We start from the raw sequence: 22131 nt of genomic DNA, 5'->3' as shown, positions 1-22131 counted from the left end.
TCGAGCTACCCACCTCAGTGGCCTCAACCGACCCTCACTCACGCACCGAAAGAATCACCATCTTCCCAACCGAATTGCAGGAAAACGACCTCTTACTGATCGTTTCATAATGCGGTTCGGAGTCGTCTCAAGCAGATGATGCTGCAGGCGAGTTGGAACAGACCGAGGTGGAGGTCGGCGCGTATCTCGTAGCGGATCCGAAGGCGTTTGAACTGGTGCAGCCAGGCGAAGGCCCGCTCGACGACCCAGCGGGTCCTGCCCGGGCCGGAGCCGTGCGGATTGCCGCGACGGGCGATCTTCGGTGTGATCCCACGAGCTCGGACGAGACGGCGGTACTTGTCGAAGTCGTAGCCGCGGTCGGCGAAAAGCCGCCGGGGCCGGTGGCGGGGCCGTCGCAGGCCGCGGATATGCGGTACGGCGTCCAGCAGTGGCATGAGCTGAGTGACGTCGTGGCGGTTCCCGCTGGTCAGAGCGATGGCGAGCGGGGTTCCGTGCCGGTCTACGATGATGTGGTGTTTACTGCCCGGCCGTGCCCGGTCGACCGGCGAAGGTCCGGTGTGAGCCCCCTTTCTTTGAGAGCCCTGACGTGCGAGCCGTCGATCGCAGCGTCGTCCATCTCCAGCAAGTCCTCTTCACGTAGTTCCGCCAGCAGGGCTTCGTGCAGGCGGGGCCAGACTCCGGCTTCGGTCCAGTCCCGCAGACGCCGCCAGGCCGTCACCCCACTGCAGCCGACCAGTTCTGCGGGGACGTCGCGCCAGCTCACACTTTCGCGCAGCACGTAAACGATGCCCCGCAGAGCAGCACAGTCATCGGCTGGCAGCCGCCCGGGATACCGGTGCCGCCGAGGCGGACGAGGAGGCAGCAGCGGGGCTATGCGTTCCCACAGGTCATCGGGCCCGAGATCAGCAGACACCCGGCAGATCCTGCCGACACAACACTCAACTGCCAAGCCAGCACACCGATCTCATTCTGAAACGATCAGTAACTGCTGGTGGGGTCCAGCACCAAGCCCTGCTGGATCCCACCGGCCATACGCTGCGCTCAAAGGGAGGAATCAGTAATGACCGGCAATCTCGCATGGGTAGTCGATGCCTGGCACAGCGCGAACCTGAATGCCACCGACCTGTACATCACCTGCGCCCGCGGCCTCAGCCCTCAGCAGCTGGCAGAACGGATGGCCGACCATGAACCAGTCGAGGTCGGGCCCGCTCTCACCATCCAGGAAGCCTCCCGCATGGTCGACCTCACACAAACCTACTGCGTCGGCCGCATAGGCCAGACCGGCGAATGGTCATTCATCGTGGAGTGCGGAGGCAGCGAGGGCTGGTCCCTCGACCCGGCAGTGTCCCGTGGCGGCGCCGAAGTGCTGATACTCGACCCACGGCCGGATGATCCCCCCTCCTTCTTCACATACCTCGCCGACGGCGAGCTTCGTCTGCATTTCGAGTTGGGCCACGGCTATGACCCCGCAGGAACCCAGCCCGACCTGCTGCGCCCAGCGCTGGAAGCTGCCGGAGTAGTCCCAAAGGAGGAATGGAGCGACGACCCGCTTGGCGAGGACGAGGAACTGTCGCCTCTTGAAGAGAAGCGCCGAGTGCTGAAGGTCGCCGGTGACCACTTCGGGCTCTCACTACCCCAGCAGGTGATCGAGAACGGACAGCTTCCCGTAGTGGTGACCCGCACGTCACCTCCTTCGTCCTGGTAACCAGTAGCAGCCCGGCCCCGGCCAGAGCCTCCGGCAGCGACGCGCTTCTGACCCGTTTGGCGGGGCAGAGAACTCCAGCAGTCAGGACATCCGGCCTGGCCCACCTTGGTGAAGCCGGCGCCAGCCTGCTGATGCTGACGGCGAAGGCACGGCACAAGAAGACGGAGAACATCCGCCGCTACTTCATGCCCTCTCCGGCTCAGGCCGTAACCGCGGGCTGTCCGGCGTAGGCGTCGGCGAGGAACTGGTGGACGTGGTCGACCTCCTGCACGCACTCGATCAGGAACCCCGCCGCGATCCACGCGGTGTCCGCGCCGCCGCCCGCGAGGCACCACCGCTTCAGGTACCGGCCCGCCACCGTCACCAACTGCCCCCGCGACGAACGCGCACTCGCAGTCGGTGTGCTCCTCAGGCACGACTGTGAGGCAGCCGGCCAGCGGCAGCTCCGCGGCGAAGCGGCCTCGGGGTCGTACAGCACGGTGTAGCCGGTCACGATACGAGCGCCCGCCTGCTGCTGGAACCAGGCTTCGATCTTCGGGAGCTGCTTCTCGTCGCCGAGCGCGCGGCGGGCGACCTCGGGCAGGGCGTGGTCGCAGCCGGTCATGACCGCGAGCAGGTCGATGACTTGTTCGTGCCAGACCGTCACCCCGTAGGTGTCGCGCAGGACCGGCTCCAGGTCGGGGCACGGGTAGGAGGGCGGGGCGCCGTGGCGGGCGGCGAGGTCGTGTACCCCAGCGGTGGATGGTCCAGGTTCGGTGGGTCAGGCTACGGCGCGCGGCGTCGGGCGCCCGGCAAGGTGATCGTCCGCCATGAGGTGTGACGCTCACGGGGCGAAGGCAGCGGACAGGATCCGGGTGACCAGGGCGAGGTCGTTGCCGCCGCCGGTGGTGGGGTTGAAGGAGTACACCAGGCGGCGGCGCAGGTCGCGGGTGGTGAACATGCCGTTGGTGTAGCCGAAGGTGGTGCCGGTCTTGCCCCACGCCGTCACGCCGTTGGGCAGGGTCACGCGCATCAGGCCGGCGGCGTAGTAGGCGTTGCCCTGTCCCGGGTCGTCGGTGGTGCCGTCGAGGTAGGGGACGTCGGGGACGTCGAACAGTTCCGCCTGCTCGGTCGGGGGCAGCAGCCGTCCCCGGAAGAGTGCGGTCAGGAAGCGGTCGAGGTCGGCGGTGGTGGAGATCAAGCCGCCGGCGCCGGGGTTCTGTTCGGTGATGTCGACCAGCTGCGATCCGCCGTCCGGCCAGGGTACGGCGATGTAGCCGTGGGAGTGGGGGCCGGGGATCGTGGTGTCGGTCAGCGGGGCGGTGGTGTCGCGCAGGTGCAGCGGTTGCAGGATCCGGGTGGTGATCTCCTGCTGGTAGGTGTGTCCGGTGAGGTGCTCGACGAGCATGGCGGCGATGTAGTAGCCGGTGGCCCCGTAGACCTGCATGCGACCGGGCTTGGCGAAGGGGCGTTCGTGTCGGACGGCTTTGGCGACGAGTTCGGAGAGCGGGTGGTTGTCGAAGCGGTGCTCGACGATGCCGTCCGGGGTGGTGGGCAGGTCGTCCGGGGTCAGTTCGGGAAGGCTGCTGGTGAAGTTGAGCAGGGTACGGACGGGAATCGGCGGATAGCTGTCGGGCAGGACGTCCGGCAGGTACCGCTGGACGGGCTGGTCGAGGTCGACGCGGCCCTCGGCGGCCAGCTGCAGCATCACGGTGGCGATAAAGGTCTTGGTGACGCTCCCGAGACGGAACCGGCCGTCCACCGGCACCGGCGCGCCGTTCATGATGTCGGCGGTGCCGTACGTTCCGGCCCAGTGGCCGTCCGGCCCGCTCACGCGTGCCAGCACGCCCGTGACGCGGTCGGGCGCGCTCGACAGGGCATGCTGCAACGCTTGCGGATCCAGCTCCGGCAACCGGCCGCCGGTGGTGTCGGCCGCGGCGGCAGGCCGCGCGGCGGGCGCCGCGACCGCCGGGACGGCCGTGCCCAGTGCCGCCGCGCCGAGCACCACGCAGGCGAGCGCCGCCATCGGCACCCGCCTGAGTCGGCCCGCTGTCGGCGCGGTCCCGGCGTTGGAGGAAGGAGGCTTGAAAGTCATGCCCACGACCGTGCCGCACCGCCGTGGTGCGACGAATCAGGGATCGCCCCCGACAGCACCCTGATGGATCCCTGACGCCGTCTCAGCTTCCGGGGCCGGCTGGAGTACCAGGTCCGCCCGCCGCCTGAGAGGCGATGGAGTGCAGCACGCGATGCATGGCATCGCCCGCCTGCACACCCTCGCCCTCACCGGGTAGCCCCACCACGCAGCGGAGCGGGGGCGCGGGCGGCGTCGGCCGTACTCGAATGACGTCGCACGGTGACGGTCAGTAAAGCCGGCACTCCCAGGGCTCGATCTTCGGCTCTCCAGGAGGCAGCTTCCCGGTGCAGTAGCTGTAGAGATAGGTTGCAGCCCGGCGCTCCGCGTACTTCTCATTGACTGGTTCGCCCTGCGCGTCCAGTTCGAGGACGTTGGCGAAGATCGCGACGCAGATCTCCATCTGGGAGGGCGACTCGCGCAGTTCTTCCCAGTAGTCGATCCCGTCCAACATCGGATGGCCCACCGACCCTCGAGCAAGCCATCCGGCGAAGCGCCGCAGGGCTCCCGAAGCGCCATGGCTGAGATGCAAAGACATGCCAAGGAATCTAGTCCCAGAGGCCGGTGCCCGTCCCGGTACGGACCGGAGGCCAGGGCCCTGCACCGGTCACCGAGCAGCAGAGGCGGGTCCGGCGTGCGGGCACCCCCAGCCACCACAGCGGCCGATCGAGCGGCATCTCGTCGACCAGCACGTCCGCGTCCTGCCCGGCCCGCCACACCGCCAGCGCCAGGAGCAAAGACGCAGATACTCACCGCGCCGCCCGCTCCTGCCGCACCTCCGGCGGATCGATCACCTTTCCGCCGTCCTCCTCGATCCGTTCGATGTCCCCCGGGTCCCAGCCGACAGCCCGCTTGGTCAGTACCCAGGACAGCCGCCGGGCCCGCGCCAACGCCTCCTCACCCCCGAACTCACGACGGTGCCGGTTCCCAGCCATCCGCTACGCCCCGCGTTCCTGCCACCATTGCGCTCCCGATTCATTTCTCCGACGGCGGCTCATCGGCTCGCAGTCGACGCGCCGTCAGCAGATCGAGGAAGCGCTGTTCGTCCTCACTGCCGAGTACGTGGAGGAGCACGGGCACGCGCCGGGGGAGCGGGCCGCCTACGGGCGGCCTGCCGGGCCGCCGACCGGACGCGCCCGCCCAAGCGCAAGGAGCTGCGGTCGCTGTCCGAGCTGCGGACGCGGTGGGCGGGCGTCGGCCGCGGCGGTGTGGGCGCGGGTACGGCCGGTGGTCGAAATCGTCCTGGCGGCCGTCGACACCCTGGCCGTGGTGTACGTGATGCGCGGAGCGTTCAAGCGCCACCACCTGCTCGCCGAAGTCCAGACCGTCGTCGACGACTACACCCGCCCCGTCGGCCGGGGCCTGGCGATGACCGCCGACCTGCACGCCCTGCACCCGCGCGACACGGAGGACCAGGCCGTGCTGCGCCCACTGACCCGCAACCGGACGCTTCCCCTCTACGCACGGGCCCGTCTGGCCGCCGGAGCGCTCTCCGCCCGGCTCCACGCGGCGCGCCGCTCGGAGCGCCTGGGCTCCCGCACCCGCCCGCACACCGTCACCGTGCCCGGCGCCTCAAGGTCCGGCCCGCGGCTGTCGCGTACGGACCGGAAGGCCGGCCGCACACAGGAGCAGCAGGCCGGTGAACGCGCCGAAGGCGCCCGCCAGACCACCCCGGAGGGCCGCAAGGCCCTCCGGGGCGTCCCCACCCGACCTGTGACCCCCGGCCGCCACCCCCCACCGGGCCAAAAACGACGCGGCCCGCATAGGGGGCGCTGCTCGCCGAAAAGGCGTCCAGGAAGTGGTTTGACCGAACGACTTCCTGGACGCCTTGCTGCGCATCGGCCGGAAGGTCCGGAATCGGCTCAGGTGAACCGTCTCTGACGCTACCTGGCTGCGCCCAGCCCGTTCCCGGGCTGGGCTGACTGCTAGCTAGCGGCCCTGCCGGTTGTTCAACAGGTTGCGTCACGGGTTGCCTAACAGGTTGCGCAATGAGTTGCCCAACGGGTTGCCCAAAAGGTTGCCAAGGGTGATTTCGCTTGACCGCTGTTCTCGCAGGTCAGGGGCGTGGGTCAGCGCGACGCGGACGCCTACACCTCTTCCTCGAAGGGGAAGAGCACCTCTATCCACATCTCCCCGAAGAGCGGCACACGCTCCGGCCACGACCGCGACGACCCGAACCCCGGTCCGCTGCCGAGCCAGACGTCTGCGGTTTGGTCTGTACCGGACCGGTTGCCTACGTGCCGGGGTGGCCGTGGAGCATGACGGCGTAGAGGGGGGAGTCGGGGAAGGGCTGGCGTTCGCTGATCTTGCGGTAGCCCCATGTTTCGTAGAGGGCTTGGACGCGGGGGTGTGTGGTGTCGACGAGGAGGGTGGTCAGTGGTTCGGGCCGGGCTTCGATGAGGGTGGTGTGGAGGTGTTGGGCGAGGCCGGTCTTGCGCCACTGGGGGCGGACCAACAGCTCGGACAGGGCGAAGGTGGTGCCCGGGGCGGGGGTGGGGGAGAGGTGTCCGCGCCACGTTTCGCGGCCGAGCGCGGGAGTGGCGCCGTAGGCGAAGCCGACGGGCTCGTCGGCGTCGTAGGCGATGACGCAGTCGAAGGAGGGCCGGGTGCCCCAGTGGTCGACGAACCAGGCGAACTTCTCTGTCTGGTGGAAGGGGTCGTCCATCTCGGCGGCGTAGGCGTCGGCGTGGACGTCGAGGAGTGTCTGTCGGATCGCGGGCAGATCGGTGTGGCCGTAGCGGTCGAGGACGTAGTCGGTCATGTGCGGCTCCGATGAGTGCGGTAGCGGTCGGCGCATTCCCGGGTGCCGGCGGAGTCAGGAGCGGTGGTGGCCAGGTCGCGGGAGAATTCGCCGAGCAGGGCGGCGCGGCCCAGGAGCGGGAAGATGCCCATGGTGGTGGCGGTGGCCTGGTCGAGGTCGCCCTGGTGGAGCTGGGCGAGTGCGAGCCGGGCGGTGGCGAACGCCCGATTCCGGACGAACATGCCGGGCAGGGCGGTGAGGGCGTGGTAGGAGGCGGCCTCGGCGGCGGGGGAGTTGCCGAGGCGGTCGTGGACGATCGAGGTGATGGCGTGGAGCTCGGCCCGGCCGTAGAACGCGATCCAGCTCGGCCGCGGACGTGCCAGGTCGGTCTTGGCGAGTGCCTTCTCGGCATGGTCGAAGGAGCACAGGGCCGGCCGGTGGTCGCCGAGGTGGGCGTGGGCGATGGCGGTCCGCGCGTGCGCGAGGCTCGCGAACAGCGGGTCGCGGCGGGCGGTACCTGTGGCCCGGGCGGCCTGCCCGGCCGCGAGCGCCTCGGCGTGGGCGCCTCGCTGGTGGGCCAGGATCGCGACCGAGTTCCACACCCGCATCGTCGCGACCGGGTCCTGCGCCAGCCCGGCCAGATGCAGGGCCCGCTCGTGCAGCGGCCGGGCACGGGTACTCTGGCGGGCGTCCACGCAGGACCAGGCCGCGGTCGCGGTGTAGTCGGCCGCGAGGGAGAAGAGCCGCTGCCGGGTGCGCTGGGTGGCCGGCTTCTCCTGGAGCGCGACGGCTTCCCGCGCGCCGGCGTGTGAGGTTCGGTCGTGATGTCACTGGGATGTTCGGTGTTGCCATTCACTGGCGTGTAGGTGTACTTGCGCTGATCAAGGGCAGTTGGAGCAGTCGATCATGGTGAAAGTTGCCCGAACATCGCAGTGACGTGAGGCCGTATCAGCCGGTGTCATCTTCGCCGTGTCTCCTTTTTCTTCCTGACCTTCACGCAGGGCCCTCTGGGTGTGCGGAGCGTGCTCGGCGGTTCCTGGCGGGTGCCGCGGTGGCGGAGGCGGTGGCGAGGGTCATTAGCGCGTGCGTCCATCGAACTGGTGGGAACGTTGCGCTGTCACCTGTTCGAGTGAGGGGGTGGGCAGGAAACCTGGGTGAGGCTCATAGCCTCGCAGCAGACGCATGCGTCAACACGTGTGAGTCTGGCTGAACTGACCTGTACGCAAGCGTTGTTCGTTGTTGGAGGCTGTGCGTGATCGCCGTGCCGTTATCCGCCCGTCCGCCTCGTGGGTGCCGGGACCGGTGACGAGGCTGGATGGCGCCGTGGAGGCTGATGAGGCGGGCTTGGGGCGGCACCGGGACGAGTTGCGGCCAGCCGTGGTCCGGCAGCTGCTCAGGCTGCGACAGTCGGGGGAGTTGACCACCGCACACGTGAGGCTGGCTGCCGGCTCAGCTGGCGTGAGCGTGCGCACAGTCTGGAACTGGCTGAAGCAGGCCGAGGAGACGGGTTCCACGGAGAAGTCTGAGCGCCGGCGGTTTCGGATCACCGAGGAGATCATCGAAGTCCTCGCCGATCACCAGGGCAATGTGAAACGCGCTTACGAGTATCTGGTGCGCGTTGCCGAAGAGGCAGGGGAGAAGCCGGTCGGTCTGACCACGCTGCATGACGCGATCGCTCGTGACCTCGACCCCGGTTTCATGGCGGGCCTGCGGGAGGGCATTCCGGCCGCCCGCGGCTTCGACCCGTGCTTTCAGCGGCCGGCGGTGGCGCGGAACGAAGTATGGGAGGGCGATCACAAGCAGGCCGAGACCGTGGTGATGATGCCGGACGGGAAACCGTCGCGGGTGTGGGTGACGTGGTTCGAGGACCGCGGTACCAGTCACGTGATGGGCTGGGCGGTCACCGCCGGCTCCGCGCACCGCGGTTCGGTCCTGGCCGCCGTACGGATGTCGGTGCTGCGTGAGGACCCTTACGGTCCGGCCGGCGGTCTGCCGCGCCTAGTGCGCGTCGACGGCGGCGCCGACTTCCTGTCCAAGACGGTGCTGCGCGCCTTCGGGCTCCTCGGCGTCCCGGTCCACCGGGTGCGCAGTGCCCGCCACAAGGGCGGTATCGAGCGGCTGAACCGCACCAGCATGACCCGCTTCTTCGCTGACCTGCCCCGCTACACGAAGGCGCCGCGGCTCGATCACCGCCGCCGCCTCGGAGAGTCGGACCCGCCGCTGACCTTCGAGGCGTTCGTGCATCTGCTGGGGGAGTGGGTCCACAAGCACAACACCGAGCACGTCATCGAGCGCACCGGGATGACGCCGCTTGAGGCCTGGCAGGCGGATCCCACCGAGATCCGGCCCGAGCCGAGCGCGTCCGAGCTGCGCGCCTTCATGCTGGAGAGCGACCACAGGGTCCACAAGATCACCAGTCACGGGGTGGAGTTCAACCGCCGCGCCTACATGCCCGAGAACGGGGTGGGCCGGATCGGGCTCGAGGTCCGTGTGCGGTGGATGCCCCACCACACCCACGAGATCGACCTGTACACCTTTCGCGGCAACCGCTACCTGGGCCGGGCCTTTTTGAGCAACGAGGCCAGCGAGGAACTGCGCGCCAAGGTGCTCCTCGAGCGCGACGAGCACAGCAGGGTGCTGCGGCAGGCCCTGCAGCGCTCCGCGGAGCGCAAACGGGAACGCCACCTGCCGTCCACCCAGCCCGAACTGCCCGTCCGTGCCCTGCGCATGACCGAGGCCGAGGCCCGCGCCGAACTCGACGGCGCGAGGGCGCCCGCCGCGCCGCGGCGCCGCAGCCAACCGTACCGGCCCCTGACCCCCGTCCCGGCCGCGTGGAAACGCCCCGGACAAGACCCCGACGACACCACATCCGCCGACACCGCATCCAAGGATGACGCCTCGTGACAACTGCCCCCAAACGCAAGCACATGGGCGCCCGCCGCCAGCTGGCCGCCGCGGCCGAGAGCGAGATATCGCGGCGCCGCCCCGACCTGCGCCCGCAGCATTTCCTCGGCCTGAAGGACTCCACGCTGGTCGCCACGGACACCCTGCTGCAGATCAAGGACACCGTCATCGACACCGTCGAGTCCAGGGCCATGTCCGTGATCTACGGTGACCCGGGGCTGGGGAAGAGTTTCTCCACCCGGGCCACGATCCAGGAGATGAACCCCGATCTGATCCTCCCGCTCGACTTCGCCCGCTCCCGCCCCGGGCCCAAAGACCTGCGCGAGGAGCTGTTCCACCAGATGCGGCTCAACTGCAAGATGCCCGGCACACCGACCGCGTTCGACAAGCTGCTGCGCGAGAGCCTGCCGCGCCGCCCGTATGTGATCGTGTGTGACGAGGCGCAGCAGTACCGGCGGGAGAATTTCGAGTTCCTGCGCAAGCTGTGGGACAACTGCGACCCCAAGCCCGCCATCGTGTTCGTCGGTGGCCGTGAGGCCTACGAGACGCTGCAGAGCGATCCGGCGCTCGCCTCCAGGATCTACATCCGTCTGGAGATCCTCGCGATGACCGAGGACGAGATCCTCAAGGCGGTCCCCGACTCCCACCCCGTGTGGCGCGGCGTGGACGAGACGCTGCTGAAGCGGATCGACACCCAGTACGCGCTCGGCTCGTTCCGCGAGTGGGTCAAGGTCACCAAGCATGTCCTGAAGGGCATGGAGTACTTCCAGGCCGACCAGGTCGACGACCGTGTCGTGGATTGGGCGTTGGGCCGATGCTGACCACCGAGTCCACCGCGCACCCCGTATGGGGCGCGGCGGCCCAGGCCGGGCAGTTCGCCGTCCTGCCCGACGACGCTGCCCTGTCCGGCCTGCATTTTCTGCAGGTCGAGGGAGTGCGCGCGCTGCTCACCCCCGCCATGCTCGCGGTGGGCGGCGCGCTCGCCGACGCCGTGGCCGAACGCCAGTTCCTGTGCGTGCTGGGCGATCCCGGGGTCGGCAAGACCTTCGCCGTCCACGTCGCCGCACGCTGGCTTGGGGATCCTGGGCAGCTGCTGCCGCTTCAGGTGCGGGCGCAGCCTGAGCCGGCGGACCTGCGCACGGCTCTGCACCGGGCATGTGGGCTGCCCGGCCAGGCGCCTGCCGATCCGGGTGCCGCGGACACACTGATCCGTCATGCTCTGGCAGATGGGCCGCGGATCGTCGTGGTGGAGGACGCGCACCGGCTGTCGGCGTCCTGCATGGAGTACCTGCGCTTCCTGCACGACGGCGTTTCGGGCGGACTGTGCGTGGTCCTCATCGCCGTCGCGCGCGGCGAACGGCGCCTGCGTACCCAGCGGATGCTCGCCACCCGCACCGCCGGCTGGCTCCGCGTTCAGCCGCTCACGCGCGACCAGGTCCCACTGGCTCTGCCCGCGCTGCACCCGGTGTGGGAGGGCGTCGATCCTGGTGACCTGATGGCGCTGGACGCCCGGCTCGCCGACGGCGCGCTGCGCCGCTGGGTTCTGATCACCCATCACACCCTGCGGGTCCTGGCCCGCGCCCAAGCTGCCGCGCCCGATGGGCGACTGCTGCGGGCGGTGGCCGACCGGATCGACGGCGGACGGTGAACATGACGATGCCGGCGCTCGCTCCCGCCACCGCCGGCAGTGTGCCGACCGACGCAGCGCTATCGACGCCCACACCGGCGGCTGAGCGAGCGGGGCCGGTGCGGCTGCTGCTGGACGGCGACGACGACCGCGCGGTGCACCGGGCCGCTTACCAGTGGGCCGATCCCGCCCGCGGCCGGATCACCGTCGATCCCACCCCGCACACCACCAGCCCGGCCTACCTCGCGCTGGACGTCCTGCGCGCCATGGGCCGCGACACCTTCTCCCGCCCCGACGCGGAACGGATGTCCACCGACCCGGCGTGGCGTGCGGTGACCTGCTGGACCCTGGCCTGCGGCGGCTTGGATGAGGTCATCGTGCTGCGCGCCCACCGCCTCACGGTGGAGCGGCTGCGCCGCCTGGCCGCTTGGCGCGCGGACACCGGCATCCGCCTGACCGTCCTCGCACACACCCCGGAGCAGGCCGACTTCCAGCGCCTGCAAACACGCCTTCAACAGGCCGGGCTGGCGCAGGTGGTGACCGTGACCGGCACGGCCGCTGTCCTCGACGCGATCGGCCCGGCCGCCCCAGGCCGCAGCGTAGGCCCGCCCCCACGCGATCACGCCTACCCGCTGCCCGCGGTGCCTCGCAGTGGCGTGGCCGCCTTCCGCGCGGACTGCTGGCGTCGCCAGAACGAGACCGACTACGCCCACACCGACGGCCAGTACCGCGCCGGCTACGCCGCCGCCCGCACCTGGCTGGCCCGCACCCTGCCGCCCCCGTCACGCCAACCTGAGGTCACCGAACCCGCCGGCGGCCCGGCCGAGCCCACCGCCTTCAGTCTCCAGGAGATGGAGGCTTTGCGGCTGTTCCTGGCTCGCCTGGCCGTCTCGAGCCCCAGCCCCCAGCACACTGTGGCCCGTGTGCGCGGCGCCCAGGCCGGCTTCCTCACCCGCGCGGTGCTGCTCAATGTGCCCGAGGGCCTCACCAGTTGCGCAGGGCCGGGTATCACCACCGTGCCCCTCACCCCGCGCATCGTGCACACGATCACCGTGCGCCTGCCCAACCCGCTGCGCGCCGCCGCGGTGGCCGCCCTGCTGTTCACCGGCACCGCGAAGTCGCTGCTGTCGATGACCCAGATCGCAAGCGTCGACGACGCCGGCACCACCGTGGCCATCGACCGCGACTCGCGGATCAACATCGGCGAACCGCCCGGCCCCCGGCACATGTACGCCGTCCCACCCCGCGCCCGCCTCCTACTTCGCGCCGCGCTCGAATTCCGCCGCCGCACCCCACGCACCGCCGCGGCCCACGGCCTGTTCGCGAACTGCTTCGGCACCTCTCCACGCTTCGAGACCCTCATTGCCGACGCAGGCCTTCCGATCCCCGCCCTGGTCCACCCTCACCCCGAGGACGACTGGCACACCGCCGCCCGCTGCTGGCACCTACACACCCCCGCCCCATCCACCCCTGATGCTCTGCCGCGCCTTGTGGAGTTACGCCCGTGACCGATCAGTTCCCGCTGCCCGGCGAGACCTCCGTGGTCGCGTTCGACCTGATGTTCCTGTGGACACGCGCCATGGAATGCCAGCTCACCGACGAGGACCTGACCGCGCTGACTGGCATCCCCACCGCAGACTGGGACACCCACCTCACCCCGCGTACCCTTTCCGCCGCGACCCTGTTCTCCCTGGCTCGCGTCCTGAACACCTCACCCGAATCTCTTCTGCGCGTCCCCGAGCACGCCACCCGCCCGAATCCGGCCCCGGGTGCGGCCACCCACGCCACCGTGCTGCACGCGGCCCTGCTCGAGGTCGGCCGTATCCACCCCGACGACCTGGCCTCCGCCCTTCAATGGCCCCCGCACCGTCTGAAGCGGGCCACCACCGCCTTAACCGCCCACCTCGAGCAGCCCAGCAGCCCGCACCGGCTTGTCCACACCGACACCACCATCCACCTGACCTGCGTGCCCGGCCTGCTCACCGGCAAGCAGCGACAGAACCTGACAGACGGCGGCCACACCGCCGCCGGCCTCGCCCCCAGTGAGGCCGCCGCCCTCACTGGCCTGGTGCATCGCACCGTCAGCGGCCTTCCCCCAGACCTACCCGCCGAGCAGATCCCGCGCCTGGCAGTCCGCCGGCTGCTTGCGCCCTCCGGCGAACAACCGGCTCCCCACCCCGACATGTTGTTCGCCCTCGGCCTGGCTCCCCACCCCCTGACCGCCGTCCCCTCACCCGCCGATCGCCCGGCTCCTGCCGACCTGGAACCACGCCGACATGTCCGCCATCCCAGCCCGGCGCGCGAAGACGCCGCCGATGGCAGCCCCGAGACCGTCTTGGCCGCCGACACGTCACCACCAGCGGGAGGGTGACGATGTCGATACTGCGCGACTCCGCCGCGGGCGAGATCACCGCCGGCCCGTGGAGCCCGAGATGGTCACCCGGCCACACCAGCCCCGGCCTGCCCCCCCCCTCACCGTGGTACACGACCCCCACGACGACCACGTCTTCATGGCCGCTGCCCTGGCCGCCCACAGCCCCGCGCTGGGCCGCATCACCGTCCATCCCACCCCCGTGGCGAGCGCTCCCGCCGCCCTGGCCCACGACCTCCTGCGCAGCATGGGCAAACACCTCCCGCTGGCCGGCAGCGAGGACGGCACCTACTGGACCGGCAACACCGAGACCGCCTGGCGCGCGGTTGCTGCCTGGATCCTGGCGTTGCGCATCGGTCATGTCATCGTCACCCGGGCCCATCGCGTCAGCTCCCGGCACTTCGAGCACCTCTTCGCCCTGGCCGAGCTCACCAAAATCCGGCTGACCCTGCTGTGCCACGGCTCGCCCCCGCCCGTCCTGGCCACTGCCCTTGCCGCGCTCCCGCACGAACAGGTGCACAGCCTGGCCGTGGCCCGCCGTGCCGTGGGCGCTCCCGCCCCGGCTCTACCACCGCCCGAAGGCAGGTTCGCGTGGTGGGAGGCAAACGGGCAGTTCCCGCCTCATGAGGGCGAGCCGTGCTTCCTGCTGCCGACGCGGCGCACCCCCGGTCGTGGCCACATCGAGGCAGTGGCTCGCCGCCTGGGCCGCGTGGTGCTCCCGCTGCCCGCTGCCGGCCGATTTCCGCCCGAGCCCGACGAGCCCACCGCGCTCCTCGCGCATCGGCTCCACGCGCGTATCGCCCATCCCGTTCACGCCGGGGCGCTGGTGGTGCGCATCTTCACCGGCTGCCCGGCCGCGCAGCTGCAGTTGCCCGCCGCCCAAAAGGCCCCGCCCGCCCGGCCGAACCGTGGTCCAGAAGGCCCGGCACCGTCCTGGGCGGTGGACTTGATCGAGGCAGCCCGCCGCTTCGGGCAACTGGAAGCGCGGGAGCACAGCGCCCGCCCACTGAGACTGAGTCCCTGGGACCGGGCGGGCGTGACCGAAGCAGCCCACGCCTGCGGTCTGCACGAGCACCAGGCACCGGACCCGAGGCGTTACTCTGCCGCGACCACCTCGCGTTCCAGGCGGCCAGCCGCCGTGCGCCGCAGCGCGGGCAGCACACCGGCACCGAACGGGGCAGCATGAGCAGGTGCGCGCCCAACCAGCACCCGCAAAGACACAAGGAGCAGACGATGACCGAGCCAGGGACAGAACTTTTCGAAGCGATCCGCCGCGACCACCGCGCGGGCGACAGACTGCCCTGCTCCCTGGCTGCCCGGCACGGCGTGGCCAGAGCGACGGTCAAGGAGGCGATCTCGACCGTGCTGCCCCTGCCGCATTCCCTCCCAGCCGACGAGGAAGGCCTGGGTGAGGCCCGTCAGTTTCTGGACGCGCTGCTGGAAGAAGACCAGGCCAAGGCGCCCGACAAGCGCCGCTCGTGCCGGTGGAGTGGGGCACGATGCTGATCGTTCACCCGGCGGGGTCTTCATTCAGAGCTGAGTGAAGACGTACTCGGCCAATGCCTGGTGGGCGAGCGGTAGCATAGCGAACATGGCGAACGAGGCCTATGAAAACCTGCGGCTGGCGGCACTCTACGATCCGCTCGACTCGGATCGCAGCGATCTGGACGTATACGTCGCCGTAGCTGAAGAATTGAAGGTACGTCAGGTTCTTGATGTGGGGTGCGGGACGGGTACGTTCGCGCTGATGTTGGCCAACCGTGGGCTGTTGGTGACCGGAGTCGATCCGGCCGCTGCCTCCCTCGATATCGCGCGGTCTAAGCAGGGCAGCGAGCGGGTGCGATGGATCCACGGCGACGCGACAGCGCTCCCGGAGATGCAGGTTGACCTCGTCACCATGACCGCTAACGTGGCCCAGGCAATCACGGACTCAGAGGCGTGGGAGGGCACCCTCTGCGGGATTCACTGCGGATTGCGGCCTGGCGGTCACCTCGTCTTCGAAACCCGGGACCCGGCCCGACGGGCCTGGGAGGAATGGAACCGAGCTGCAACCCACCGCCTCGTCAGCGTCGAGGGGGTCGGCCCCGTCGAGACCTGGGTGGACGTCACCGACGTCAGCTGGCCGCTAGTGACCTACCGCAGCACTGTCATCTTCACGGTGAACGGTGAGACGCTCACCTCCGACTCGACCCTCCGCTTCCGGGAGCGTGCGGAGGTGGAGGCCGCGCTGATCGCGCACGGCTACGTCGTGGACGAGGTCCGCGACGCTCCGGACCGCCCCGGCCGCGAGTTTGTCTTCTTCGCCCGCCGTCCGGAGTGACGGGGCAGGAGTGCACGATCAACGTCACCCGATGAGCGAAAGTGTCGGTACGTCGCTGCTGGACAGAAGCGTTCGGCGGATACAAGGACGATTAGCCAGGCCCACTGCATACTTGCGTCTTCTCCGTCATCCTGCCTGGCCCCTTGTGCACCGAGGACGAGCGGGCTCTGTTCTCGCACCCGTGTTCACACACCAACGACCTCTCGCAGAGCACGTGGCCAGGACCGCACGTCGAAGCCGAACTGAGAGAAGACCGCGAGACACCATCGGTCGATTCCGAAACCCATGCAGCAGCTATGCGCCCGCTCATTGGTGTTTCCAGCCCGGATGTCCCAAGCACGGCCGAAGTGATCGCCATGCTGGTTCACCGACGCGGCCGCGACCCGGTCGCCGCCGAGACCGAGCTGTACCTCATGCTTGAGTTCCAGGGCCAGCTGGTAGACCCGGTAGTCGGCGGAGGTGTCAGTGAAGAAGGGGTCCGAGGCTGTGACCAGGCTGCCCCAGAGCTCGAAGCGGTCCAGGAACTCCCTTGCCACACCGATCAGCTGGGCGCGGAAGTCCGCAGCCCCGCGCTCCGTGCCGACGTAAACGATCTCCCGGACCCCGAATTCCCTGGATCGCCGCAGACCGTGGGTCGCGCCGCTTTCGTACCGGTAACAGCGCACGTAGCCCGTCGTCACGAATGGCGTCGCCACCGTCCGCCCCGCGAGCATACGGTAGACCGGCTGGCAGGCGGCGGGCGACAGGACGGCCTCGGGGACATCCGCGCTTGTTTCCAGCCCTGACAGGTCGATGCCGCCGGTATCCGTGACGCACTTCTCGGTGAAGCGGGCAACGGCCGAGCGGTCCTCGTGCAGGTGGAAGACGTAGTTGCCCATGTGCGCGTTGCCGTGCAGATAGCCCGAGGTCACCAATGTGTCCGCGCCCAGTAGTGAGGGCAGGTGCACCTCCTGCGCACCCAGCCCGCGGGCTCGTCGGCCGAAGGCCCGGTCGAGACCGTAGTAGAGCTCGGCCATGAGGCCGGCATACACATGGCTTCCGGATAGCTCCATGCTTAACCAGCCACGCTCCTCCAGCCTCCGGCAGACTTCGTCGGCGGCGAGTGGCTCACCATGGCAGGGCTGGGTCTCGTAGACGGTCCGGGGACACACGGTGGCCGCCTGCGCGACCATCTTCGTCACGTCCGCCAGTACCTGTGCCTCGATCTCGTCGGCGTCGCTGTCGTCTGTACAGGTCACGGTCAGTACCGGAGGAACGTCACCGGAAAGCTCGACGCCGGTGATTCCCCGGTCGATCCAGAAGAGGTTCTTCACGAGTGTCTCGCGCACGTCGGGGGCCACTTCCAGCATGAGCCTGAGCGACATGGTCTGCATGGCTCGGATTCCTCTCCTGTGCTCCGCGGCAGGGCTGCGGCGCGGGCAGTTGGGTGGACCGTGGGCAGGTCAGGAACGGGCCAGTAGGTCGGCCTGCGCGCGCACGGTCGTGCAGCGGAAGAGCTGGGTGGGGTCGATTTCGCGTCCGGCCAGCTGGTTCAGCCGGGTCAGCAGGACGACGAACCGCAGCGAGTTGCCGCCCACGTCGTAGAAGTGGGTGTCCAGCGGCACCTCTTCGAGTGCGAGGAGGTCGCCCCAAACCCCACTGATCCGGTTCTGCAGGTCCTGGACGTCGAGCGAGTCCATGTTCGTCACCTATTCGTCTTTCCGGACGTGGTCGTGGGCATGCGGTGGCGCGTGGGGCCGTATGCCTGTACCTCACCTGAGTCGCTGGGCCAGATGGTGCAGGTATTCCTGGCGGTTGAGCGGATTGCCGTCGGTACGGGTACGGGCCGGGGGGGTGCCGCGGACCCTGCGGTCGCCGTGTGGCCGGGACCACCAGATGCCCTTGCCGCTGGTGATGCCGGGAAGCCGCTGGGTGAAGACGTACACCTGGCGGGCCGGGATCTCGCCTGAGATCAGCCATGCGGCCGTCTGCCGCACCGTGTCGGTGATCTTTGCTTCCAGGGCCAGGAGTTGGGCCGTGACCGCGGCGAGCGCGTCGTCGGGAAGTTCCACCTCGAAGTGGTGACAGGGTTCGAAGACCCAGGTACGGGCCCGGGCGAGCGCGCTCATCAGGACCAGGGGAGTGAGGAACCGGAAGTCCGAGCCGCTGCTGCAGGCGTTGTCGAAGCCAGAGCGGACCAGCGTGACGGCGCAGTCGGTGACCGGCCAGCCGTAGAGCCCCTGGCCAAGGGTCTTGCGGCCGGTGTCCTGGATCGCCTGGTCGAAGGCGCGCGGTAGCGCGCCGAACTCCGTCTCACGGGCGAACCGGAGGCCCGCCCCGGGCGGTGCGGCCTCGATGCGGAGGCCGATCGTGGCAAGGAAGGGCGACTGTCCCATCTCCACCACGGCCGTGCCCGTGTCCTGCGGCCGTTCCAAGTAGAGCGTCTGGCTGGGCTCGAAAAGGGCCTCAACACCAAAATCCCGCAGCAGTGTCTCCGCGATGATCTCCTTCTGAATCTCGCCGTACAACAGGACCGATGTGTCGCCCCCGGCCGCTGCCCGGGTGTCGATCATCGGGTCCTGCTCAGCCAGGCTCATCAGGGCCGCGTGCAGCCGGACGCGGTCTTTGGGGTCACGCGGGCGGACTAGCGTCTCCAGGATGGGCCGGGCAAAGCGATGCTGTCCGGACGCGGTCTCGGGGGTGCCGATCGAGTCGCCGACGCGGAGGGACGGCACACCGGTCAGACGCGCGATGTGTCCAGGAGTGAGGCGGTCTGCGGACTCCTGGCCGACAACCTCCAGCGAGCTCAGCCGTCCGGTCCGGGCCGCCGGTGTGCCGTCGTCCGTCCGCCGGTGGTAGGTGACCTGCTCCCGTGCCCGGAGAACGCCCTTGAACAGGCGCACGTACGCGGTCTTCTCGCCGCCTTTGGCCCGCTCGATCGCGAAGACCATGCCCTGGGCCGCGGCGCTCTCCTCGCAGGGAGCAGCCGGCAGCAAGTCACGGATCCCGCCGACGAGGTCGCCGACGCCCTGGCCGCCGCGGGCAGAACCGAAGAAGGCGGGGTGGACCAAGCCAGCTGCGGTCTGCTCGGCGAGGCGGGCGAGGACGGTGTCCCGGCTGGGCGTCCGGTCGGCGACCAGTTCGGCCAGCAGTCCGGTGTCGTGTTCGGCGAGGATCTCAGCCGCGGACACTGGGGCGAAGAATGCGCCCCCGTCGATGTGCGCGTCCGCGGTGCCGAGTCCCTTCACGCTGTTCAGCGGGACGATCCGAGCGCCCAACTGCTCCTTGATCTCGGCCAGCAGCTCCCGGTCGCGAGCCCCCGTGCGGTCAATCTTGTTGATGAAGATCAGCGTAGGCAGGGCCATGGCGCGCAGGGTCTTCATCAGCAGTCGGGTCTGGGCTTGGATTCCTTCGACTGCGGAGACGACCAGGATCGCCCCGTCCAGAACGGTTAGCGCCCGCTCGACCTCGGCGATGAACTCGGAGTGGCCGGGCGTGTCCACGAGGTTGACCTGCAGCGGTCCCGCCGTGAACGAGGCCACTGCGGTGCGGATGGTGATGCCGCGGCGGCGCTCGATCTCGTTCGAGTCTGTTCGCGTCGTACCCTCGTCCACGCTGCCCAGGCGCTCGATCGCGCCGGACTCGAACAGCAGTCGTTCCGTCAGCGTCGTCTTGCCGGCGTCGATGTGGGCGAGGATACCGATGTTCACTACGGTCATGGGAGCAAGAGGCGGTCCGTTTGGATGGCGAGCACGGCGTCTACGACAGCGTCGTCGGACAAGCCCTTCAGCAGGGTCCTGGTGGCCTTGGCGAGCGCGGCATCGGCTGCAGCACGCTCCTGTGGCGAAAGACCCGAGTGCAGCGCCGGGATTGGCTGATAGCCGATGCCGCGGCTGCGCAGGACCTTAGTGAGGGCGGGCAGCACGGCGGAGTACAGCGACACGGCCGGGCAGACGAGGGAAAGGCTCAACGATTCTTCGTGGGAAACCCCGGAATGCGGCCAGAACAGCGGGATATAGAGCAGGTCGCCAGGCCTCACGGTGAATTGGACGCAGTCGTCCTCCGGAAGGGTGTGCTTTCCTGCGCCGGGAAGATTCATCATGCGCCGCACGATGTCTCTTTTTTCGACGTGGCTCGGTGCCGCTAGCTTCCATTCCTTAGTTCCAGTCTGCTGCAGCACGAAGTTGTCGCTGTGGTCAAAGTGTGCACCAATTCCGCTCGCGCTGCGTGTTCTCACCGAATCAAACCAGACTTGAGGTGCACCGAATACCGTGCTGAATTTGGCGGCTTGACGCTGTAGATTCTCGTCGAATCTAGACACCTGCTCGATGAATTCCACCTCGCCCGACCGCTCTTTCACGGCGTGCTCGGAGCGTGCTCTGACGAGTGCTGCATCGAAATCGGCGTCCGTCCAGGAACGCCTGAGAAGTTCCTTGGCGCCGCCCCTTACGAACAGGGGCTGCCTGCGCCAGTAGGTCGATAAGAAGAGATCGAGATCAAACGATGCCTGCTCGAGCGGGTCGGCTGATGCCATGCTGTATTCCAATCGCTGCGGAACGCCATCCACCGTCGTTAGGACTCGTTTCAGGTCGTGTCGACCTGTTGTTCGGCCGTCGGCAGCGCTCCCCGTGACCTTGCCGCGTGCGATGTCGCTGAAGCGCTGCCATCCTTGATCAACCTTTCAAGAGGTGTCAAGTCTGGTAGCGCCCACGCGAATCCCGGATTGACGGGATCTGATCCCCGGTCGACGGACACCTCCTGAAGGCGTCGGGACGAGACGTGCAAAGATTCCCCGCGCTGGACGATGGTGTTGTGGGCGTCGAAGTGGCTGAAAGTTATGGTTCCGGTGCCACTGGCCCCCATTTCGTGCCAGTCTCGCATGTCGTTCCTATGTTGTTGTCGACGGTCAAGTGATGAGTCTGGGCTGTGCGGTTGCCATTGACATTGGAGGTGTACGCCTGTTCTGATTTTGCAGTCGTTCATCCACAGGGGTAGCAGATCGCCAAGTCTGGAACCATGCTATGAATCCGCACGGTGGCGGATCGGCGTTCTACGGCTCCCCTACACATAAGGGAGTGATGAAGTGGCAAGTCTGTCGCTGGAAAAGAAGCCGGCGTTCTTCCGCGTAATGTCGGCCGAGGTCTTCTTCGAGGCCGAGGCCCTGGAGACGGAGACCGTCCTGGAAGACCTGGGCGCCGACCTTGAGGTCGACGCTGAGCTGGACGCGATCCTGAGCGCCTGAGCCACTGCCCTCCGGGCGGCGACTCACGGACGGGGGCGGCCCACGCCGCCCCCGTCCCCGCCCCACAGACTCTCGACACCCGATCCACGGAAGGCGGCGACGTGCCAACGCGACGCAAGGTGACTCCGCTCTGCGGGCTGCCCTCCGCCCACCGCGACGACATCCCCGCCGGAACCGTCGGTGCGGTGCTGGGCGCCGGCCACGCCCTGGGTTCACCCCACGAGGGCGCGGAGAACGCCCCGTTCTTCCTGCGTACGGTGTCGAAGACACTTACCTGGTCGGCCCAGGCGCCCGACTTTTTCGACCTGCGCCACGCCAGCGCGCCCCTGCGGGGCTTCGTCGATCTCGGCGATCTCGACTTCACCGGCATGGACCTGCCTCAGGCCCTCGCAGCTGTCGAGGAAGCCGTGGCTGCACTGCCTCCCGAGGTCGTCCCCTGCGTGATCGGCGGAGACCACACGCTCAGCTTCGCCGTCGCGCAGGCCCTGCACCGTCGGCGTCAGCGCCCCTTCCGGGTAGTCCAGTTCGACCACCACCTGGATCTTCAGATCTGGGAGGGTGCACCAGCCCGCCCCGAGACCGAACTTGAACCCATCTACCACACCAACGTCATGTCGCACGTGTCGCGGCTCGTTGGCCCGAGCAATCTCGTCCAGGTGGGTGTGTCGCCCTACGCGACCGTCGAGGCGAGCGCCATCGACGCTATGCCAGGCTACCTCCACGCCGTGGGAGGGCAGATCTGCGTCACCGATCCCGCGATCGAGGACACCGACGCGTTCCTGTCAGCAGTGGGTAAGGGAGCAGACGTGTACGTGACCGTCGACGTGGACGTGCTTGACCGGGTTGAGATGCGCTCTACCGGATACCCAGCCGAGTTGGGGCTACGCACACACCAACTTCTGCGACTCGTCGACCAGGTGGCTGAGCACAACCGCCTGGTCGGCTTCGACGTCGTGGAGTTCGGCGCCGCACGCACTGACCGCGACCCGCAAACTCTTGCTGACGCCCAGCGAGTACTCCTGATCTTCCTCCACCTGCTGTCCTGGGTACACCGGCAGTCGGCGGAACGCCCACGCCCATAGTGTCACCCGCACATGGCCCTGCCTGCCACTGAACCGACCACACTGCAAAGG

General features: G+C 68.8%; 22 protein-coding genes and 2 pseudogenes. 12 read left to right on the top strand and 12 right to left on the bottom strand.

Translation table 11 applies throughout. From position 1 onward, the window contains the following. Nucleotides 1–104: 104 nt before the first annotated feature. A protein-coding gene (locus ACFCV8_RS12855) for an IS5 family transposase (RefSeq protein WP_376685344.1) occupies nt 105–913 on the bottom strand; the annotation gives its coding sequence in 2 pieces (ribosomal slippage) (nt 105–572 and nt 575–913; 807 coding nt in all). Nucleotides 914–1060: 147 nt separating this feature from the next. Between ACFCV8_RS12855 and ACFCV8_RS12850 the strand changes: the two genes are divergently transcribed. After that, nucleotides 1061–1705: a DUF6461 domain-containing protein gene (locus tag ACFCV8_RS12850; RefSeq protein ID WP_376685343.1), complete on the top strand. Its 645-nt coding sequence runs from the start codon at nt 1061–1063 to the stop codon at nt 1703–1705. A 496-nt stretch (nt 1706–2201) separates the two neighbouring features. On the opposite strand, the pseudogene ACFCV8_RS12845 reads toward ACFCV8_RS12850, so the two are convergent. The 5 genes and pseudogenes from ACFCV8_RS12845 to ACFCV8_RS12825 form a co-directional block, all read right to left on the bottom strand. Then, nucleotides 2202–2456 (bottom strand): annotated as a pseudogene (locus ACFCV8_RS12845) (hypothetical protein); the annotation flags it as partial. 72 nt (nt 2457–2528) lie between these two features. Beyond that, nucleotides 2529–3779, bottom strand: coding sequence for a serine hydrolase domain-containing protein (locus tag ACFCV8_RS12840; protein WP_376685342.1), 1251 nt, complete (start codon nt 3777–3779; stop codon nt 2529–2531). Nucleotides 3780–4044: 265 nt separating this feature from the next. Next, entirely contained in the window at nt 4045–4269 is a 225-nt protein-coding gene (locus tag ACFCV8_RS12835; RefSeq protein WP_376685341.1) for a hypothetical protein, read from the bottom strand. A gap of 94 nt (nt 4270–4363) precedes the next feature. Continuing rightward, a complete protein-coding gene (locus tag ACFCV8_RS12830; RefSeq protein WP_376685340.1) occupies nt 4364–4552 on the bottom strand; it encodes a hypothetical protein in 189 nt (62 codons plus the stop codon). Between the two features lie 12 nt (nt 4553–4564). Beyond that, nucleotides 4565–4750 (bottom strand): hypothetical protein, encoded by a 186-nt coding sequence (locus ACFCV8_RS12825; RefSeq protein ID WP_376685339.1) that lies wholly within the window; start codon nt 4748–4750, stop codon nt 4565–4567. A gap of 127 nt (nt 4751–4877) precedes the next feature. Here ACFCV8_RS12825 and ACFCV8_RS12820 point away from each other — a divergent pair. Then, a pseudogene (locus ACFCV8_RS12820) lies at nt 4878–5696 on the top strand (hypothetical protein). Between the two features lie 352 nt (nt 5697–6048). On the opposite strand, the gene ACFCV8_RS12815 reads toward ACFCV8_RS12820, so the two are convergent. After that, nucleotides 6049–6576, bottom strand: a complete 528-nt coding sequence (locus tag ACFCV8_RS12815; RefSeq protein ID WP_376685338.1) for a GNAT family N-acetyltransferase — start codon at nt 6574–6576, stop codon at nt 6049–6051. After that, nucleotides 6573–7250, bottom strand: a complete 678-nt coding sequence (locus ACFCV8_RS12810) for a hypothetical protein (protein WP_376685337.1) — start codon at nt 7248–7250, stop codon at nt 6573–6575. Before ACFCV8_RS12810 ends, ACFCV8_RS12815 begins: the two co-directional genes overlap by 4 nt. A 721-nt stretch (nt 7251–7971) precedes the next feature. Between ACFCV8_RS12810 and ACFCV8_RS12805 the strand changes: the two genes are divergently transcribed. From ACFCV8_RS12805 to ACFCV8_RS12770, 8 genes are all read left to right on the top strand, one after another. Then, nucleotides 7972–9459 (top strand): Mu transposase C-terminal domain-containing protein, encoded by a 1488-nt coding sequence (locus tag ACFCV8_RS12805; protein ID WP_376685336.1) that lies wholly within the window; start codon nt 7972–7974, stop codon nt 9457–9459. Next, nucleotides 9456–10280, top strand: coding sequence for an AAA family ATPase (locus ACFCV8_RS12800; RefSeq protein ID WP_376685335.1), 825 nt, complete (start codon nt 9456–9458; stop codon nt 10278–10280). Before ACFCV8_RS12805 ends, ACFCV8_RS12800 begins: the two co-directional genes overlap by 4 nt. Then, nucleotides 10274–11107 carry an AAA family ATPase gene (locus ACFCV8_RS12795; protein ID WP_376685334.1) on the top strand — a complete coding sequence of 278 codons (834 nt, stop codon included), beginning with the start codon at nt 10274–10276 and terminating at the stop codon, nt 11105–11107. The genes ACFCV8_RS12800 and ACFCV8_RS12795 overlap by 7 nt, the downstream gene beginning before the upstream one ends. Before the next feature lie 2 nt (nt 11108–11109). After that, the gene (locus ACFCV8_RS12790; protein WP_376685333.1) at nt 11110–12594 is read left to right on the top strand and encodes a hypothetical protein; all 1485 of its coding nucleotides are present in this window, start codon (nt 11110–11112) and stop codon (nt 12592–12594) included. Then, complete coding sequence (locus tag ACFCV8_RS12785; protein ID WP_376685332.1) at nt 12591–13457, top strand: hypothetical protein; 867 nt, start codon at nt 12591–12593, stop codon at nt 13455–13457. Before ACFCV8_RS12790 ends, ACFCV8_RS12785 begins: the two co-directional genes overlap by 4 nt. A 139-nt stretch (nt 13458–13596) precedes the next feature. Next, on the top strand, nt 13597–14643 hold the full coding sequence (locus tag ACFCV8_RS12780) for a hypothetical protein (protein ID WP_376685331.1): 1047 nt from the start codon (nt 13597–13599) through the stop codon (nt 14641–14643). Between the two features lie 47 nt (nt 14644–14690). After that, nucleotides 14691–14963 (top strand): hypothetical protein, encoded by a 273-nt coding sequence (locus ACFCV8_RS12775; protein ID WP_376685330.1) that lies wholly within the window; start codon nt 14691–14693, stop codon nt 14961–14963. A gap of 85 nt (nt 14964–15048) precedes the next feature. Continuing rightward, the gene (locus ACFCV8_RS12770) at nt 15049–15777 is read left to right on the top strand and encodes a class I SAM-dependent methyltransferase (protein WP_376685329.1); all 729 of its coding nucleotides are present in this window, start codon (nt 15049–15051) and stop codon (nt 15775–15777) included. A gap of 185 nt (nt 15778–15962) precedes the next feature. Here the strand turns inward: ACFCV8_RS12770 and ACFCV8_RS12765 are convergent, their stop codons facing one another. The 4 genes from ACFCV8_RS12765 to ACFCV8_RS12750 all read right to left on the bottom strand — a co-directional run bounded on the left by ACFCV8_RS12765 (nt 15963) and on the right by ACFCV8_RS12750 (nt 20290). Continuing rightward, nucleotides 15963–17150, bottom strand: coding sequence for an aminoacyl--tRNA ligase-related protein (locus ACFCV8_RS12765; protein ID WP_376685328.1), 1188 nt, complete (start codon nt 17148–17150; stop codon nt 15963–15965). A gap of 69 nt (nt 17151–17219) precedes the next feature. Continuing rightward, complete coding sequence (locus ACFCV8_RS12760) at nt 17220–17456, bottom strand: phosphopantetheine-binding protein (protein ID WP_376685327.1); 237 nt, start codon at nt 17454–17456, stop codon at nt 17220–17222. A gap of 72 nt (nt 17457–17528) precedes the next feature. After that, nucleotides 17529–19475, bottom strand: coding sequence for a GTP-binding protein (locus ACFCV8_RS12755; RefSeq protein WP_376685326.1), 1947 nt, complete (start codon nt 19473–19475; stop codon nt 17529–17531). Then, the gene (locus ACFCV8_RS12750; protein WP_376685325.1) at nt 19472–20290 is read right to left on the bottom strand and encodes a JmjC domain-containing protein; all 819 of its coding nucleotides are present in this window, start codon (nt 20288–20290) and stop codon (nt 19472–19474) included. The genes ACFCV8_RS12755 and ACFCV8_RS12750 overlap by 4 nt, the downstream gene beginning before the upstream one ends. A 549-nt stretch (nt 20291–20839) precedes the next feature. Between ACFCV8_RS12750 and ACFCV8_RS12745 the strand changes: the two genes are divergently transcribed. Both ACFCV8_RS12745 and ACFCV8_RS12740 read left to right on the top strand, forming a co-directional pair. Then, on the top strand, nt 20840–20998 hold the full coding sequence (locus ACFCV8_RS12745) for a hypothetical protein (RefSeq protein ID WP_376685324.1): 159 nt from the start codon (nt 20840–20842) through the stop codon (nt 20996–20998). Between the two features lie 101 nt (nt 20999–21099). Beyond that, nucleotides 21100–22080, top strand: coding sequence for an arginase family protein (locus tag ACFCV8_RS12740; protein ID WP_376685323.1), 981 nt, complete (start codon nt 21100–21102; stop codon nt 22078–22080). Nucleotides 22081–22131 lie beyond the last annotated feature (51 nt).

Source organism: Streptomyces sp. NPDC056347, assembly GCF_042262625.1.
GTDB lineage: Bacteria > Actinomycetota > Actinomycetes > Streptomycetales > Streptomycetaceae > Streptomyces.
This window is presented reverse-complemented; position numbering and strand designations above follow the sequence as displayed.